Annotated in this window: 13 protein-coding genes and 8 pseudogenes; 11 read left to right on the top strand and 10 right to left on the bottom strand. The window is 66.9% G+C overall.

What is annotated here, in order from left to right; genetic code table 11:
• Positions 1-26 precede the first annotated feature (26 nt).
• Both M6G65_RS14810 and M6G65_RS14805 read right to left on the bottom strand, forming a co-directional pair.
• Positions 27-1508, bottom strand: coding sequence for a methyl-accepting chemotaxis protein (locus M6G65_RS14810; protein ID WP_250104108.1), 1482 nt, complete (start codon positions 1506-1508; stop codon positions 27-29).
• 223 nt (positions 1509-1731) lie between these two features.
• Positions 1732-2211 carry a PAS domain-containing protein gene (locus M6G65_RS14805; protein ID WP_238199609.1) on the bottom strand — a complete coding sequence of 160 codons (480 nt, stop codon included), beginning with the start codon at positions 2209-2211 and terminating at the stop codon, positions 1732-1734.
• 1161 nt (positions 2212-3372) lie between these two features.
• Between M6G65_RS14805 and M6G65_RS14800 the strand changes: the two genes are divergently transcribed.
• Both M6G65_RS14800 and M6G65_RS14795 read left to right on the top strand, forming a co-directional pair.
• On the top strand, positions 3373-3543 hold the full coding sequence (locus M6G65_RS14800; RefSeq protein WP_238199610.1) for a DUF3606 domain-containing protein: 171 nt from the start codon (positions 3373-3375) through the stop codon (positions 3541-3543).
• Positions 3544-3559: 16 nt separating this feature from the next.
• On the top strand, positions 3560-3799 hold the full coding sequence (locus M6G65_RS14795) for a hypothetical protein (RefSeq protein ID WP_238199611.1): 240 nt from the start codon (positions 3560-3562) through the stop codon (positions 3797-3799).
• Here the strand turns inward: M6G65_RS14795 and M6G65_RS14790 are convergent.
• From M6G65_RS14790 to M6G65_RS33475, 6 genes and pseudogenes are all read right to left on the bottom strand, one after another.
• Positions 3777-4247, bottom strand: coding sequence for a tellurite resistance TerB family protein (locus tag M6G65_RS14790; protein ID WP_238199613.1), 471 nt, complete (start codon positions 4245-4247; stop codon positions 3777-3779). The two genes, M6G65_RS14795 and M6G65_RS14790, sit on opposite strands and share 23 nt — an antisense overlap.
• A 30-nt stretch (positions 4248-4277) precedes the next feature.
• Positions 4278-4646: a hypothetical protein gene (locus M6G65_RS14785; RefSeq protein ID WP_238199614.1), complete on the bottom strand. Its 369-nt coding sequence runs from the start codon at positions 4644-4646 to the stop codon at positions 4278-4280.
• 105 nt (positions 4647-4751) lie between these two features.
• Positions 4752-5456, bottom strand: a complete 705-nt coding sequence (locus M6G65_RS14780; RefSeq protein ID WP_250104107.1) for a hypothetical protein — start codon at positions 5454-5456, stop codon at positions 4752-4754.
• 409 nt (positions 5457-5865) lie between these two features.
• Complete coding sequence (locus tag M6G65_RS14775) at positions 5866-6270, bottom strand: integron (protein WP_250104106.1); 405 nt, start codon at positions 6268-6270, stop codon at positions 5866-5868.
• A 523-nt stretch (positions 6271-6793) separates the two neighbouring features.
• Positions 6794-7479, bottom strand: a pseudogene (locus tag M6G65_RS14770) (IS256 family transposase).
• The gene (locus tag M6G65_RS33475; protein WP_284042383.1) at positions 7418-7717 is read right to left on the bottom strand and encodes a hypothetical protein; all 300 of its coding nucleotides are present in this window, start codon (positions 7715-7717) and stop codon (positions 7418-7420) included. Before M6G65_RS33475 ends, M6G65_RS14770 begins: the two are co-directional and overlap by 62 nt.
• Before the next feature lie 20 nt (positions 7718-7737).
• On the opposite strand from M6G65_RS33475, the pseudogene M6G65_RS14765 reads away from it, so the two are divergent.
• The 7 genes and pseudogenes from M6G65_RS14765 to M6G65_RS14745 all read left to right on the top strand — a co-directional run.
• Positions 7738-8177 (top strand): annotated as a pseudogene (locus M6G65_RS14765) (porin); the annotation flags it as partial.
• A 336-nt stretch (positions 8178-8513) separates the two neighbouring features.
• Positions 8514-8938, top strand: a pseudogene (locus M6G65_RS14760) (IS3 family transposase); the annotation flags it as partial.
• 224 nt (positions 8939-9162) lie between these two features.
• A complete protein-coding gene (locus M6G65_RS34205) occupies positions 9163-9342 on the top strand; it encodes a hypothetical protein (protein WP_488600469.1) in 180 nt (59 codons plus the stop codon).
• A 113-nt stretch (positions 9343-9455) separates the two neighbouring features.
• Positions 9456-9548 (top strand): annotated as a pseudogene (locus M6G65_RS33745) (hypothetical protein); the annotation flags it as partial.
• Between the two features lie 100 nt (positions 9549-9648).
• A pseudogene (locus M6G65_RS14755) lies at positions 9649-10794 on the top strand (MHYT domain-containing protein); the annotation flags it as partial.
• 241 nt (positions 10795-11035) lie between these two features.
• Positions 11036-11272, top strand: a pseudogene (locus tag M6G65_RS33740) (ATP-binding protein); the annotation flags it as partial.
• A 6-nt stretch (positions 11273-11278) separates the two neighbouring features.
• Positions 11279-12205 carry a response regulator gene (locus M6G65_RS14745; protein ID WP_250104250.1) on the top strand — a complete coding sequence of 309 codons (927 nt, stop codon included), beginning with the start codon at positions 11279-11281 and terminating at the stop codon, positions 12203-12205.
• Positions 12206-12241: 36 nt separating this feature from the next.
• Here the strand turns inward: M6G65_RS14745 and M6G65_RS14740 are convergent.
• Positions 12242-12556, bottom strand: a pseudogene (locus tag M6G65_RS14740) (SDR family oxidoreductase); the annotation flags it as partial.
• Between the two features lie 14 nt (positions 12557-12570).
• Between M6G65_RS14740 and M6G65_RS14735 the strand changes: the two are divergent.
• Together M6G65_RS14735 and M6G65_RS14730 are read left to right on the top strand one after the other, a co-directional pair.
• A complete protein-coding gene (locus tag M6G65_RS14735) occupies positions 12571-13353 on the top strand; it encodes a glycoside hydrolase family 15 protein (protein ID WP_238199618.1) in 783 nt (260 codons plus the stop codon).
• Between the two features lie 95 nt (positions 13354-13448).
• A pseudogene (locus M6G65_RS14730) lies at positions 13449-14693 on the top strand (MFS transporter).
• Between the two features lie 167 nt (positions 14694-14860).
• Here the strand turns inward: M6G65_RS14730 and M6G65_RS14725 are convergent.
• Positions 14861-15319, bottom strand: coding sequence for a 5-oxoprolinase subunit C family protein (locus M6G65_RS14725; protein WP_347710487.1), 459 nt, complete (start codon positions 15317-15319; stop codon positions 14861-14863).
• Positions 15320-15472 lie beyond the last annotated feature (153 nt).

Here is a 15472-nt window from a genome sequence, read left to right as displayed (position 1 = left end):
TGGCTGATCCAAGCAGGTCGCTCGGATCAGCCGACCGCACGTGCAGCCTCACGGACCTGGCGCGTCGCGGCGTCGACCTGCTCGCTCGCCCGCGCGATCAACTCCATGCCGCCGGCGATCGTCGCTGCCCCGTGTGCGGCCGTGTGCATGCTGCCTGACATCTCCCGCGTCACAGCCGACTGCTCCTCCACCGCCGCGATAGTCGCTGAGACCTCATCGAGCGACCGGATCGTGCCCTGGATGGAGCCGATCGCATCAACAGCCTCACGGGTTGCCGCCTGCGTCGCCGTGATCTGCCCGCGGATCTGATTGGTCGCCTTGGCAGTCTGCTCGGCCAGCGCCTTCACCTCGGACGCCACGACCGCGAAGCCCTTACCCGCTGCTCCAGCGCGGGCAGCCTCTATGGTCGCGTTCAGGGCCAAAAGGTTGGTCTGCGACGCGATCCCCTGGATCATCGTCACGACGTCGCCGATCTGCGCCGCCTGCCCGCTCAGGCCCTCGGCGATGCTGCCGGTGTGGCGAGCCTGCTCGACCGCCTCGCCGGCCATCCGGGCAGCGTGGCTGACCTGCTGGCTGATCTCGCCGACTGAGGCCGACAATTCCTCGGTCCCGGAGGCAACGGCCTGAATGTCGCTGGAGACGCGGTTGACGGTATCGGCAGCCTCGCCCGTCTGCCGCGTGACGTCACTTACCGCACGACCGATCGTGTCGAGATCCGTTCCGATCGCCCACTGCGCCTCGGCGCGGCGCTGACGCTCGTGCACCTGCTCGGTGATGTCGGCGGCGAACTTGACAACCTTGAGCACCGTCCCGTCCACGTCAGTGATCGGATTATAGGTCGCCTGGATCCAGACCTCCCGGCTGCCCTTGGCGATGCGGCGGAACTCGCCCGCGGCGAAGGTCCCCCGAGCGAGCCTTACCCAGAACTCGCGGTAGGCTGCCCCAGCTTGCTCGATCGGATCGGCGAACAGGCTGTGATGTCGACCGCGGATCTCATCGAGGCGGTAGCCGACTGCGTCGAGAAAGTTCTGGTTAGCATCGAGGATGGTGCCGGTCGGATCGAAGGCGATTACGGCCTGCGAGCGGTGCAGGGCCGCAATCTGGCCGTCACTGTCCAACGCACGCAGCTTCCGCGCGGTGATATCAGTGGCGAATTTGACGACTTTTACGACGCGGCCAGCGCGGTCGAGCACAGGGTTGTAGCTTGCCTGGATCCAGACGGTACGGCCGCCCTTGGCGATGCGCTTGAACTCGGCGGACTTGAAGGTGCCCCGACGCAGATCATCCCAGAACGCCCGGTACTCTGCACTGTCGCGATGAGCAGGCCCGACGAACATCGCGTGGTGCTGTCCCTGCACCTCGGGCAGGGTATAGCCCATCGCGGTCAGGAAGTTGGCATTGGCGGTGAGGATGGTGCCGTTGGGCCGGAACTCGATGACAGCCTGCGAGCGGCCGAGGGCATCGAATTTGGCCGCGCGATCCGCCAGCCCGCGCGTTCCACCGAACATCGTCGTTTCCTCTAGGCGGCGGTCGAGGCTCTTCGACAGCAGGTCGCAGGGGCTGGCAGTCGCTGGTGCAAGCGAGTGGCGCACTGCTAATGCAAGGAATATCCTACTATAAACGTTACTTATAGCTTAACGGGCTTTAGTTTAGATCCTATTCCATTTGAGCCTAATCTAGATTAACTTCCAAGTTCAGTATAGAAGCCTAATAATTCGGCAACAAAACAACTTATACGTGCTCGAACAAAGCGAGGTTGCATAGGGCGCCGGTTAACAGATCGTTGCTTGCGGTTGCGGGATCGTAGCGCCCGCCTGCGTTCCGCGCGGGGCGGCCGATCCGGCGCAGCACCTCGCGCTCAAACGAGACAAAGTGCTCAATCCGCCCCTCTGCATTTCGCAGCGGCCGGCAATCGATCTCGGCCCGGTATTTGGTCCCGTCACCGCGGTAGTTCGTTAGATAACCGTGGAAGCGCTCACCGGACACGAGGGCGCGCCGGAAGGTATCCAACGCGGCCCGACGTGTTTCTTTGCCCTGCATGAAGCGGGGGCTTCGCCCGACGATGTCATCCAGGTCACGCCCAACGAGAAGCGCGAAAGCGGGGTTGGCGTAGATGATTGTCGGTCCGGGCAGCTCGACCGCCGCATCGGTGACAACGACGCCGACAGGAGCATCGTGAGCCAGGGCGCGAATGAGTTCGAGGACGGTCATCCCGCGGCGACGTTATGACGAAGCCGACAATGTGGTAACTGCATTCCACGCATAGCTATCAAGTGACTGCAACACACTTTCATTCGTCACGTCGGTCTGCGCATATGATGCAATTGCATGGCTCAGCCCGCGCCATAACCCGCGCGGATTCTCGTTTGAGCTGATCGGTCGAGGTCGCCCGCAGCTCCTCGGCAGCCCTTCTTCGGTCCAGGGCCGGCCGGGGCACCAACGCTGGCGGTGGCGCACGCTGTTCCAGAGGAAGGCGGTGGGTGACCTGTTCGGTGGACCCTACGCTTAAGATCGTAGCCGAGGCGGATTGGTCAGCCGTCAGCTATCCTGATCGAGAGCGAGCCCCCGGATCAGATTGCCAATCGGGTCAGCGTCGATCTTCCTGTCTGGGCTGATTGGAGCTGCCAGCGTGCTGGCCAGCCGTGGCGCCATTCTCGCCCCGGGAGGTAGCGACATCGTCAGGCGGTGTGCCAGCAGCGCGCTACTATCCGCCATCAGTAAAGCGGGCTCACTAGCGTGCAGCCTACGGGGCGGGTCAGTCCAGATCGTCGGCGCAGACGACGCCTCGCGGGTGATTACGACGACCCGTGTCTGCCGATCCGCTCTTTCGTAGTTGCCTGGATGAAGGACGTGTGCAGCGATCACCAGCCCGAGTACAGCAATCGCCGTGGTCGCCAATGTGGATCGATAGTGTTCCATGTCGGCAGAACAAACGGTCAAGCTCGCCGTTCCAACCGCTCCATTGGGATAGCTAACGGCGACTTTACAGTCGGCCGACTGACCGACACGCGGATGCTCTCACATGATCGTCCCAGGTCCGGCCGGATCTCCCGGAACTAGGTCTGGCCCAGCAGGGCCACCTGGCACAGGATCAGGCGGCGGTGCCGGCATAGGCGGGTCACCAGGTACGGGCTCTGTTGGCGGCGGCTCGCCAGGCGTCGGCAGATCGGGGCCGCCAGGATTGGGGATTGGGGTACCGGGATCAGCCATCTCGCACCGGCCGACAAAAGGAGGGTGCTCGACAACGGGCCGACCCAGTGCGCTGGTTCCTGCCAATTGCGGCGAATTACTGAGATGCCGCTGCAACCAGGAAGGCGCTTCAGGGTTGGAAGCCCAAATCCTGGCACGGCCAGGGCACAGTTGGATCCAGACATGCCGACCGAGCTGCACGATAAGGCCCATATCGACGTGTTCGACCGCGCCGCTCGCGAGCATTGGGCGCTTCGCTTCGGAGTGACCGAGGAGCATCTGCGCAAGGCTGTGCGGATGGTCGGATCACGCGTTACCAGCGTCGCCGCCTACCTCGGTCAGGCGGCCCACTGACGAAGTAGGCCCACTCTTGAGCCGCGATCTCTACGTCAGCTCGAACGGTGACCGCTGGCTCCTGCTGCGCGATCCGTCCGACGGTCGCAGCTTCGTCCGTCACGAGGCCAACCTGGCTTCGGGCGGGCACGTCACTGATATTGCTCTATCCGTCTTCCTCGCGGCTGATCGTGGTTCGCCAGAGCACCGTGCGCTCTGGCAGCTGATCGGTACCCTCGTCGAGAACGACGATGCTAAGCCGACGGCTCTGGCGTAGGCCGTACCGCCACTGCCTGAAGCAGCGCTACCTTGTCGACGATCAAGGCTGTGGCGAGTTCAGCCAGCGCGGCATCCTCGATCTCGGCGATGCCGTCGTGATCAGCTACCTCCGCCGCCACTAGGAACACGCTTTCGCGCTGCTCTGCAGGCCGTCCAGCGATCGCTGCGACCCGGCGCAGGTTCTCCGCCCGTCCGGCTCGCGTGCGCGCCCGGCCGATCGCCTCGTGCAGAGCCTCCTCCAGCATCAGGACGTCGTAGCCCTTCTCCAGGATCGGGCTGGCCAGCACGCCGGTCAGCGCGGTCTCAAACTCCGCGCCCGCCACCTCGCCATCGGCGACGATGACGTTGGCCGCCGCAGAGACGCCGGCCTGCATCAGCGCCTCGTCGCCGGCATAGGCGGCGACCATCTGACGGAAGCGGGCGAGGAGATCTTGTACGAAGGGCATGTCAATGTGCTGCTGAGCGGGGTGGGACCGTCAGGCGAAGGCGTGATCGCTGCCGCGCGACCCGCCGAGGCTGACCTGTCGGCGACTGCCACCATGAGTGCCATAGCTCGACGTCGTGTAGGGTCGGCGGGACAAGTCGTAGAGCTGGTTGCCTAGGAGCCCGGCAGCCCTGCGCAGGCTCGTTCCTTCGCAAGTCGCGGCAACTCGAACGCCCGTCTCACGGGTGTGGCTGCGCCCGTACAGCCAGACGGCCAAATTTGCTCGCGTCGCCTCTGGGATGTCGCCGAGCAGATCGAGAAGCACGTCGGGTTCAGCTCGGGTCAGCTGCATCGCGAGCCCGAGCGACACTGGGCAGTCGTCCGCGAAGTCCTCGGCGGTGATCAAACGAACCTGGTTCACGCGAGGCACCCTGCGAGCTGGAGCCCGCAGGGTGCGTGGGCATGGTTAACGAACTCTATCGGCGACGATGGTGGTGCATCGGTGATTGAGCGGCGACGGGTTCGGTCAAGGTTTCTTGCTCGGGGCCACGAACGGATTTGTCTCGGTCGGAGCCAGGTTCTTCGTGTAGCAGCTCTCCAGCCGATCCAGGCCGGCCGCGCTCTTGTCCAGCGCGACCTGGATGGTCGAACCCTCACCCCTGACCTCCAGGCTGTCGGCAAGCTTGAGCGACTTGAGGAACCGATCGTCCTTGATCGGAACCGAAACGCCATTACCCGAGGCGGCGACCTCGGCCTTTAGCACCGACGTTCCTGCGGCCAGCTCGACCGGGTAGCTCTTCCCTCGGCCAAGTTTCCACTTCGCCGAACTCATGCTCAGATCGAGGCCGTCGGCATCGCGCGTGAAGCGGACATTCATGCCGTCCGTGGTCTCACGGCTCATCACGCAGTGCTCGAACTTCTGCCCCTTGTACGTGGCCTCGACCTGCCACGGGCCGATGGTGACCGCCTCGTCCTTCAGCTGTTCAGCGGCGTGGGCTGCAGGCGTCAAAAGCGCGAGGGCGAGCGAGGCTGCGAAAGACAGACGCATCAGGTTTCCTCGGTTCTCAGCGGCTATGCCGGTCCGAAGGAGTGCGTGGGCCGGCCTCTGGTTCCCGCCAAGCTGCATCGCGCCGGACCGGTGGATCGCGTGGATTGCAGCGCTGCCGTCAACCGCACGGCAACCATTCCGGCACACACCGACGACTCGCTGTGTCCGAAGGATTGTGCTCATGCGTGCGCGGGTCTGGCTCGCCCTGACGCTGCTGGTGTGCCTCGTCGATGGTCACGCCCCGCGCGGACGCGAGCCGCGCAACCCCGATGCAGAGACAGGCTGGAGCAGAGGCGTGGAGGCCTTGAAGCGCCCGTCGATCAGAGGCGCATTGGGGTAGATCCGGCCGCACATCACTGTTGCTCGGCCGCGACAATGATCGGGTTCTGGTTGTGGATGGACCTTCGTGCCCCATGTCGGTCAAGCCTTCGGCGTCAGCCTGACCGGGTCGCACCAGATCCAGCCGCCACCATGCTCACAGCTTCCCGCACCGTCATCCTCAACTATCGTGAAGGCAGCGCCATACTCAGCTCATCCGCCGTGTTCATGGCCGGCGCGCTGACGCTCATCTGGCTGCTCGGCTGAGATGCCATCACTTCGGATCGATATTCACGTTGCGAGCCATGACCCAGCCGTGGTCACAGGGGCCGGTGTACGTCTGCTCGACGGGCACGAGGATCGTCGTCCGGCAGCCGAGTAGGGCCGCCCCGTAGACCACGCCCAGCCACGGCCCGAGCTTCTCGCAGACCACAACCATGTCACCATCGTGCAGGCGTCCGATCTCGCGGAAAGGCGCCTCGCCCGGCCCGCTCTGCACCGGCAGGAAGCCTTCGGGCTCCGATCCAACCTCGGCGACGCGGCCTTTCTCAGGACAGGCATCGTCGCCGATCGAGCCGCGCAGCAGGATCGGCACGTTCAGGGCTGCAGTCTCCGCCAAGACCGTGCTGGGCAGCATGAGCGCGAGCAGCAGCACAAGCCGCGGTGCGATGGGAGGCATGAAGGGGTGCCGAAGCTCTACAGGCTACTCTGAGGACACGAAAAGTCGGCTCATGATAGGCCCGCCCCCGATCATTGGTTAGTCCGCCAACACAGCGATGAGCGAGAACGAGCCGGCCAGCACAAACGTGCCCGCCACCAGGGAAGCAATCAGGAGCATCGGGGAAGCCTCAGGCGTCGAACGGCGCCGCTTTCTCAAGAACGCTCACGGTCATGCTTGGTTGCGCGAGGCCGAACGCCGGCCAAGTTAGTTCCCGTTGTCGCCGTCCCCAGCGTCGTCGCCGGCATCCAGCAGCCAATCAGGTATTCCGGGGAGCACCTCGCCGGCCATTTCGCCAGCAGTCGCAAGGGCCCTGCCTGCCTTCCCTCGGGGCGCTCAGCTCGAACCTCAGCAAACAGCTTACGCGCCAGCCAATCGCGTTCCTCGTCCAATAGCGTCTGACCAGGCTCATCCGTCATAGAGGTTTCCTGAGCTTAGGCCGCTCGGCCCCGGAGCTATGCGGGATTTTAGGTGACGGAGGCGGTCAGGCGGCGCGGTGATCTGGGCTCGCGGTGACCTCGGTCCCGTTGCGGAAGATGACGCCGGCCACGACCTTCGGCAACTGGTTTTCGCCCTTCAGCCGGCGCCAGGTTTTCAAGGCCGCCATCACCAGCTTGAATATCATCAGCTTGGCGGTCGTGGACGAGAGTGCGCCCTTGGTCCGCACGGTCCGATGCCGCACCGTGGCGAACACGCTCTCGATCGGGTTCGAGCTGCGCAGGTGATCCCAGTGCTCGGCCGGGAAGTCGTAGAACGCCAGCAGCGCCTCCCGGTCCTTGGTCAGGCAGGCGGCGGCTCGGGGGTACCGGCCCCGTACTTCTCGGCGAAGACGGCCAGCGCCGCCTCGGCCGCCGTCCGGGTCGAGGCGCCATGAATCTCGCGCAGATCCGCCTTCATCGCCGGCTGAACCGACTTCGGCACCTTGTCGAGGACGTTGGCGGGCTTGTGCACCCAACACCGCTGGTGGGTCTTTCCGGGGAAGATCTCATCCAGGGCCCGCCAGAAGCCGAGCGCGCCGGCGCCGACCGCGATCTCGGGCGCGATCGACACACCTCGCCGCTTCACGTCCACGAGCAACTCCCGCCAGCTCTGGGCGCTCTCGCGGACCCTAACCTGGAAGCCGACGAGCTCCTTCCGGCCCTCGGGCGTCGCTCCGATCAGCACGAGCATGCACTCGGCCCGGTCCTCCATGCGGGCCGGCATGTAGACGCCGTGGGCCCAGACAAGGGCTTAAGCGGCGCGCTGAGATGTCGCGGCCCTGCCAGCGGGTGTCCTCGTCCGCCCACGCCGCGGTCAGCCGCGCGATGACGGCCGGCGAGAGGTTCGGGGCATCCCGACCCAGAAGGGCGGCCAGCGCCTCCTGAAAGTCGCCGGTCGAGATGCCACGCAGGTACAGCTCCGGCAGCACCGCATCCAGGCTGCGGGTGCGCCGCGCCCACTCACTACTGGACACCGGAATGGCGCTCGGCCTTCTTCGGCTCCTACGGCGAGCAGAGCTTCTCGCAGAGCGCGCGTCTCGCCCAGGGCGCGATCTACAGCCTCGGGAGCGGAATCAGCGGCAGCCCGAGCTTCGGCTCGAACACGGTGGGCACGCCCGGCACCACGTTCTTCAACCTGAGCCAGGCCTTGCGCGACACCTACCAGTTCGTGGCGGGCGGCAGATCATCTGGTCGCCGGTCAAGGATCTCGATATCGGCGTTGAGGCCTTCTACACGCAAATCGGCGTGAAGAATGGCTGTGTCATCGACGTCGACAAGGACCCCACGGCCTATTCCCGTGTCGCTCAGATCAACGCTGGGGGCCCGGTCCGCACCGCGACGCAGGACTCGGTTTCGCAGATGCGCTTCCGCGTCCAGCGCGACTTCTAGGCCCGCAGATCGGGATCGGTTCCCTCCAAAGCTCCGATCTTGATGTCCCCGTGCTTAGGGACCCCAACTGCCCGGCCGAGAGGCCGGGCTTTTTGACATCGGCCGCGGCAAGTTCACGAGCGCACTATGGTCGACGTCGCGATCGCTCGATCCAACTGGTAACGAGATAATCGGCGAGCCCGATCCCGATCAAGAAGGCGTCGAACGCATGATGGCGCAGTTGCGCGACTTCGTCCACGGGCTCGGCCTGGATGAGGCAGGGCTCGGCAGATCGTCGATCAAGTCATCATCGACCTGCCACTACACACGGACGAAGAGCGGCTGGTGTGGGCCTCGGATCAGGCGCGGAAGATGAAGGACCTGGAGCGCGAGAACGCTCGATTGCGGCGGCTCGTGGCCGATCTGTCTCTGGTGGGTCAGGTGCTGGCGGACGTCGCCTCGGGAAACTTGTAGCCTTCGAACGGCGCCGGCAGGCGGTTGCTGGCATCCGGGAGAAGTACGGCCTCTCGGAACGTCACGCCTGCCGGATCGTCGGCCAGCATCGGGGCACGCAATGCACCGTGCCCACCGTGCCGGCCGATGAGGATGCGCTGACCCGCGCCGTTATCGCCATGGCGTCCGAGTACGAACCCTACGGCTACCGCCGCGTCACCGCGCTGCTGCAGGCCGCTGGCTGGCAGGTGGGCAAGGACCGGGTTCAGCGCATCTGGCGTCGCGAGGGACTCAAGGCCCCGCAGAAGCACCGACCACGCAGCCGCCTAGCGTAGTTCGCCAGGCGCGCACCTTCGTCTTGCCAAGTTCCCGGCTGTCGTCAGATAAATAGGGGGTCGGGAACGGGCATGGTGCACTGCGGTTCTGACTGGTGCAGCACAATAAGCACCGGAGCTTCGTCATCCCACAAGTTGAATTCACGCCGCGCCTAGACCCGCAAACCTTCAAGGTGAAGATCGCGGGCTCCTGGCAGGTCCTATGCCTGAACGAAGCGATGGGTGCCCATAACACGGCTCCGAAGCGCTGCCCCGAGTGTCACGGCCCGATCCTGATCGCCTCCTTCGGAAAGGCTCTTCGGCGTCGGCTTACCGACCGCAAGGCGCACACCGGATGCCCTCGCATCCCGAGCAGGTACTCGGGCATGCCTTCCCGGCATCCGATGCCGGTCATATAGGCGCGACCGCGCCCATCCCGCCGATATGGCGGTTATCGAGTAGACGCCGAATGTCCGACCGAGCCTCCTGATCGGGCCATTGCCGTCATGAACGTGTGAACGCCCCGCGGCCGATGCCCTCCGGTGATACGACCCGGAGGACACACACCGGAATTCCAATGGTCCACACCGGCTACGACCCCGCCCTCGTCGCGCTCTCCATCGCCATCGCGGTGTTCGCCTCCTACACCGCGCTCGACCTCGGCGACCGCGTCCGCGGGGCTGGCTCCAAGATGCGGGGGCTGGATCGCGGCTGCCGCGCTCGCGATGGGCGGTGGCATTTGGGCGATGCACTTCGTCGGCATGCTCGCCTTCGAGATGGGCATGCCGGCGGCGTACGACCTCGGTACCACGGTCGCGTCGCTGCTGATCGCCGTCGGCGCCACCGGAGCCGCGTTCGCCTGGGTAAGCCGCACCGGAGCCGGACCGCGCGACGTCCTCGTGAGCGGACCGCTCATGGGCCTCGGCGTCGCAGGGATGCACTACACCGGCATGGCCGCGATGCGCATGCAGGGCAGCCTCGCCTACAGCCTGCCCGTGGTTGCCACGTCGGTCGTCCTCGCGGCCGTCGCGGCCACAGCCGCGCTCTGGCTGACCTTCCGGCAGAACAGCGTCTGGCAGAAGCTCGCCGCGGCCGCGGTCATGGGCCTCGCCGTCGCCGGCATGCACTACACCGGCATGGCGGCGGCGACCTTCACGGCGGAGGACGCCGGCGCACACGCCGCGCATGCCACCGGCGTCGGCCTCAGCCAGCAGCACCTCGCCCTCTCCGTGGCCGGGGCGACCTTCGTGATCCTGTTCATGGCCGTGGTCGCCTCGTCCTTCGACCAGCAGCGGGTCCAGCGGCATCTGCACATCAGCGAGGGCCGCTTCCGTGCGGCGGCCGAGGCGGTCGGCGACATCATCTGGGCGGCCGACGCGCGCGGCGCGATGATGGGTCCGCAGCCGTACTGGCAGGCCTACACGGGCCAGTCCGAGGCTGAGTGCCAGGGCATCGGGTGGACGAAGGTCGTGCACCCCGACGACGTCGAGGTGACGAAGGCCGCGTGGCGGGAGGCGGTCGCAGCGGACCGGGGCTACGAACTCCAGCATCGCGTCCGGAACCGGGACGGGGAGTATCGCCTGTTCTCCGTGAAGGGCCGGCCGGTGCGCAACCCCGACGGGACGATCCGCGAGTGGGTCGGCGTGCACGAGGACATCACCGAGCGTGAGGCGTTCGAGACCGCGCTGAAGGAAGCCAGGGACGCAGCCGAGGAACACAGCCGGGCCAAGAGCCGCTTCCTCGCCAACATGAGCCACGAGCTGCGCACGCCGCTGTCGGCCGTGATCGGCTACTCCGAGATGCTGGAGGAGGAGGCGGAGGAGCTCGGCCAGGAGAGCCTGCTCAAGGACCTCGGCAAGATCAAGTCGAACGCCCAGCACCTGCTCGGGCTGATCAACGACGTGCTCGACGTCTCAAAGGTCGAGGCCGAGAAGATGGATCTCTATCCCGAGGACATCGACATCGCCGCCTTCGCCTCTGACGCAGCCGGCACCGTCGACGCTTTGGTCCGGAAGAAGGGGAACACCCTCGTTCTCGCCGTGACGGAGGATGTCGGCCAAGCGCGCACAGATGCGGTGAAGCTGCGCCAGTGCCTGTTCAACCTGCTCTCGAATGCGGCCAAGTTCACCGAAGGCGGGACCATCACACTCCGGGTCGCGCGAGACGGACCCGGTCGGCGGCTGGCTCCGGTTCACGGTCGAGGACACCGGGATCGGCATGAGCCCGGAGCAGGTCGGGCGCCTGTTCGAGCGCTTCACCCAGGCCGACGAGACCACCACGCGCAAGTTTGGTGGCACTGGGCTCGGGCTCGCGCTCAGCCGCGCCTTCGCCCAGCTTCTCGGGGGCGACATCACCGTGTCCAGCGTCGAGGGCCAGGGCACGACCTTCATTCTTCGCGTGCCCGTAGCCGCCCCGGACCAGACCCGTGAGGAGGAGGCAGCCGCAGCTTTCGAGACCCATGCGGCCTCGGGCGATCTCGTGCTCGTCATCGGCGACGAGGCGTCCCAGCGCGAGCTGATGACCCGCTTCTTCGAGCGGCAGCGCTTCGCCGTGCGCACGGCGGGCGACGGGCGAACCGGTCTCGACCTCGCTCGCGCGCTCAAGCCGCGCGCCATCCTGCTCGACGTGATGATGCCGGACATGGATGGCTGGTCGGTGCTCGCTGCTCTCAAGTCCGATCCAGCGACCGCGGGCGTCCCCGTGATCATGGTCAGCTTCGTCGCCGACGCGGCCCTGAGCGCCTCGCTCGGGGCTGCCGAGGCCGTTCCCAAGCCCGTGGACTGGACGCGGCTCAGGACGATCCTGGACCGGTTCCGGGCTGCGGACGGCGACGTGCTCGTGGTCGGCGACGATGCCGACACGCGCCACCGCGTCCGAACGGTCTTGGAGCGCAACGGCTGGACCGTCCGCGAGGCCGGGAACGGCTGCGAGGCGCTCGACCAGGTCGAGATGGGCGTGCCACGCCTCGTTCTCTTGGACCTGACCATGCCGGTGATGGACGGGTTCTCGTTCCTTGACCGGTTGCGCGGTCTGCCGGGCTGCGCGGAGGTCCCCGTGGTGGTGCTCAGTGCCCGGGACGTCACGGCCGAGGAGCGCGACCGGCTGTCCGAAGCGGACCGCGTCCTGCGCAAGGGCGACGCCAGCCTCCAGGACCTCGCCACGGAGCTACGCAAGCTCGACAGCCGCCAAAGCGATACACGGGCAGCAGCCGGCGTCGGAGAAGGTCCCAGAGCTTCCGAAGTCACCCTGGACGAGCTCCCCATCGACCGACGCAGCCTGTGACGCACCGCGTACCTCGTGATGCGTCGACGGCCTCCCTCAGATGACGGGCACGCCGCCGGTCACCGCATAGCGCGCGCCGGAGATGTAGCTGCCCTGGTCGGAGGCGAGGAGCACGTAGACGGGCGCCAGTTCAGCGGGCTGGCTCGCGCGCTTCAGCGGCACCTCCTGGCCGAAGCTCTCGACCTGCTCGGGCGGCATGGTCGCGGGGATGAGCGGCGTCCAGATCGGCCCCGGCGCGACCGAGTTGGCGCGGATGCCGCGCTCGGCGAGCATCTGCGCGAGGCCGCCCGTGAAGTTCACGATCGCGCCTTTCGTGGCCGAGTAGGCCAGGAGCTTGGGCTTGGGCGTATCGCGGCTCCCGCCCGGTGCTCGTCGGCAATGCGGCCGCCCTGCAGCACCAGCACGGCATTTTCGGCGACATCTTCGAGACCGCCTGCCTTTTCGTGGCCGACGGCAACGTGCTCGACCAGAGGAGCGCCGCGGTGCTGTCCGCGCTGGCCGACCAAGCCGCGGACCGCCGGCGCCAGAAGGATGCCGGCATCTGGGAACTGCGCGAGCCGCAGCACTACACCATGTCGAAGATCAGCGCCTGGCAGGGCCTCGCCCGGGCGGTCGAGCTCGCCGAGGCCGGGCATCTGCCGGCCACCTGCGTGCCGCGCTGGCAGCGCGAGCGCGACCGCATCGCCGCCTGGGTCGAGGAGCATTGCTGGTCGGAGACGCGCAAGGCCTACACCCTCCACCCCGGCACCGAGCGGCTCGACGCCTCCCTCGCTCTGGCGGTCCGCTTCGGGTTCGACGGACGGGACAAGCTGTCCTCGACGCTCGACGCGGTCCTGGAAGAACTCGGACGCGGCCCGTTCCTCTTCCGCTACTCCGGTGCCGAGCAGGAGGAGGGCGCGTTCCTGGCCTGCTCGTTCTGGATGGCTGAAGCGCTGGCCGAACTCGGCCGCCAGGACGAGGCCGAGGAGGTCTTCGCCGGCACGATCCGCGGCTTGCCCCGGGGCGTCGGCATCCTGAGCGAGATGGTCGACCCGGAGAGCGGCGACTTCCTAGGCAACACGCCCCAGGGACTGAGTCACCTCGCCCTCATCCACGCCGCCTGCACCATCGGCGGCGACCGGATGCGGCACCTCAGAGCTCCAGGGTAAGCCGCTTCGCCGCCCCAACTGAGCCCCCGGCACCGGGCATGCGGCGATCGAGCCTCCCCACCGGACGGCGGACCCACATCCATTCAGAGCAATCTATGACCCTCCTCGACCTGCCTGAGACGGACCCGCTCGATGCCGAGGCGGCAGTCTCGGCCGCGCCGTCCGCTCCTGCCCCCGGACCACGCCCTGGAGTTGTCCTCGCGGCGCTGGCGGTAGGTGGCTTCGCCATCGGCACGACCGAGTTCGCGGCCATGAGTCTGCTGCCGGCCTTCGCGCCCGATCTCGGCCTGGACGCGCCGACCGCCGGTCACGTGATCAGCGCCTACGCCCTGGGCGTCGTCGTGGGCGCGCCAGTCATCGCAGTGCTGGCGGCCAAGGTCGCCCGGCGCACGCTCCTCGTGGGCCTGATGGTGCTGTTCGCCCTGGGCAACGGCCTCTAGGCGCTCGCGCCGAGCTACGGCTGGATGCTGGCCTTCCGCTTTCTTTCCGGCCTGCCGCACGGCGCCTACTTCGGCGTCGCGGCGCTCGTGGCCGCTTCGTTGGTGCCGCGCGAGCAGCGGTCCCAGGCGGTCTCGCGCGTGATCCTCGGGCTGACCATCGCCACCGTCGTGGGCGTGCCGCTCGCCAACGGCATCGGCCAGCTCGCCGGTTGGCGCTGGAGCTTCGGCCTCGTGGCCGCGCTCGCCCTCCTCACGGCCGTCCTCGTGCGCATCCACGCACCTCTTGGGGCGCCCACCGCCGGGGCGAGCCCGCTACGCGAGCTCGGGGCGCTGCGACGTGGGCAGGTCTGGTTGACGCTGGCGATCGGCGCAATCGGCTTCGGCGGCCTGTTCTCGGTCTACACCTATCTTGCCTCCACGCTGCTGGAAGTCACTCACGTCGGGCCGGCGGCGATCCCCGCCATCCTTGCGGTATTCGGCCTCGGCATGACCGCCGGCAACCTCGTCTGCGCCTGGGCGGCCGACCGCGCGCAGATGCCGGCCGCCGGTGCCACGCTGGTCTGGAGCGCTACCGCCCTCGCCCTCTACCCAGCGGCCTCGGCGAGCCTATGGACGCTAACACCGGTGGTGTTCCTGATCGGCTGCGGCTGCGGGCTCGCCACCATCCTACAGACGCGCCTGATGGACGTGGCGGAAGACGCGCAGACGCTGGCCGCCGCCCTCAACCACTCCGCCTTCAACGTCGCCAACGCCCTCGGGCCCTGGCTCGCCGGTCTCGCGCTCGCGGCCGGGTTCGGCCTTCCCGCAACCGGTTGGGTCGGTGTCGCCCTTGCGCTCGGCGGGCTAGCTATCTGGGCGGTTTCGTTCCTCGCCGGCCGCGGTGCCCGTACGGCTGCTTAGCAGCCGCGGTCCGGCGTCCGATCGCGGCTCGGGTGGTTCGCCGCGATGGGAGAAACGAGGCTGGCCTACCGCTCCAACGCCGCCATCCAGCCGCACCCTGCAGCGTCTCGAGAGCAGGCGCGGCCAGGGCGTACCTTCGATCGGAAGCAGCCAAGCGGTACGAACTGTCAGGAGCAGTAGACGCCGTCGATCAAGTTCAGGCCAAGAAGGAACTCGGATGTGAAGCGTGTACGTACAAGCGGCTCGAAACGCGGCTGCGTACGCAGACCTGCCGCCTCCGCCGCTCGTGCCGAGACGGCCTGCTCGAGACCGACCTGAACGAAGCGGAAGAGGCTTCTCGGCCGAGCCTGAGTAAGCCGACCCAGATCGGGACCGATCACGGTGGCGATCTTGGGGTACCCGCCGGTGGGCTGACGATCCGCCATCAAAACGATGGGACGACCGTCGCCAGGAACCTGGATCGCCCCCATGACGATGTCGTCCGAGACGATGTCGTGGCCGGCGGCGTGACGGACGGCCGGTCCAACGAGGAAAAAACCCATGCGGTCGTTCCTGGTGGACACGGACCAGTCCGCCGACAGAAACGTCGCGATCGCCTCGGGTGTGAAGTAGTCGTCCTGCGGCACCGGAACGACGCGGATGGTATCGCTCCGTCGGTCGAGCCAGGGCGCCTCAATGTGGCTCGGGTGGGGGTGGCACTCTGCCTCCGGGTATGAAGAAAGCGTAGCGGTTCGGCGCTGATACGATGGTGCACGCTTCAGCCTGTGTCAGGTGCAACG

Origin of the sequence: Methylobacterium tardum (genome assembly GCF_023546765.1) — a bacterium.
Classification (GTDB): domain Bacteria; phylum Pseudomonadota; class Alphaproteobacteria; order Rhizobiales; family Beijerinckiaceae; genus Methylobacterium; species Methylobacterium tardum.
Note: the sequence above shows the minus strand (reverse complement) of the source record. Positions and strands in the feature narration are given on the sequence as shown.

What these genes read in the sequence shown, in the direction of transcription:
- M6G65_RS14810 (WP_250104108.1), bottom strand. Translation starts at nt 1,508, where the DNA reads ATGTTCGGTGGAACGCGCGGGCTGGCGGATCGCGCGGCCAAATTCGAT.
- M6G65_RS14790 (WP_238199613.1), bottom strand. Translation starts at nt 4,247, where the DNA reads ATGCCCTTCGTACAAGATCTCCTCGCCCGCTTCCGTCAGATGGTCGCC.
- M6G65_RS14800 (WP_238199610.1), top strand. Translation starts at nt 3,373, where the DNA reads ATGCCGACCGAGCTGCACGATAAGGCCCATATCGACGTGTTCGACCGC.
- M6G65_RS14805 (WP_238199609.1), bottom strand. Translation starts at nt 2,211, where the DNA reads ATGACCGTCCTCGAACTCATTCGCGCCCTGGCTCACGATGCTCCTGTC.
- M6G65_RS14780 (WP_250104107.1), bottom strand. Translation starts at nt 5,456, where the DNA reads ATGAGCACAATCCTTCGGACACAGCGAGTCGTCGGTGTGTGCCGGAAT.
- M6G65_RS34205 (WP_488600469.1), top strand. Translation starts at nt 9,163, where the DNA reads ATGGGTGCCCATAACACGGCTCCGAAGCGCTGCCCCGAGTGTCACGGC.
- M6G65_RS14775 (WP_250104106.1), bottom strand. Translation starts at nt 6,270, where the DNA reads ATGCCTCCCATCGCACCGCGGCTTGTGCTGCTGCTCGCGCTCATGCTG.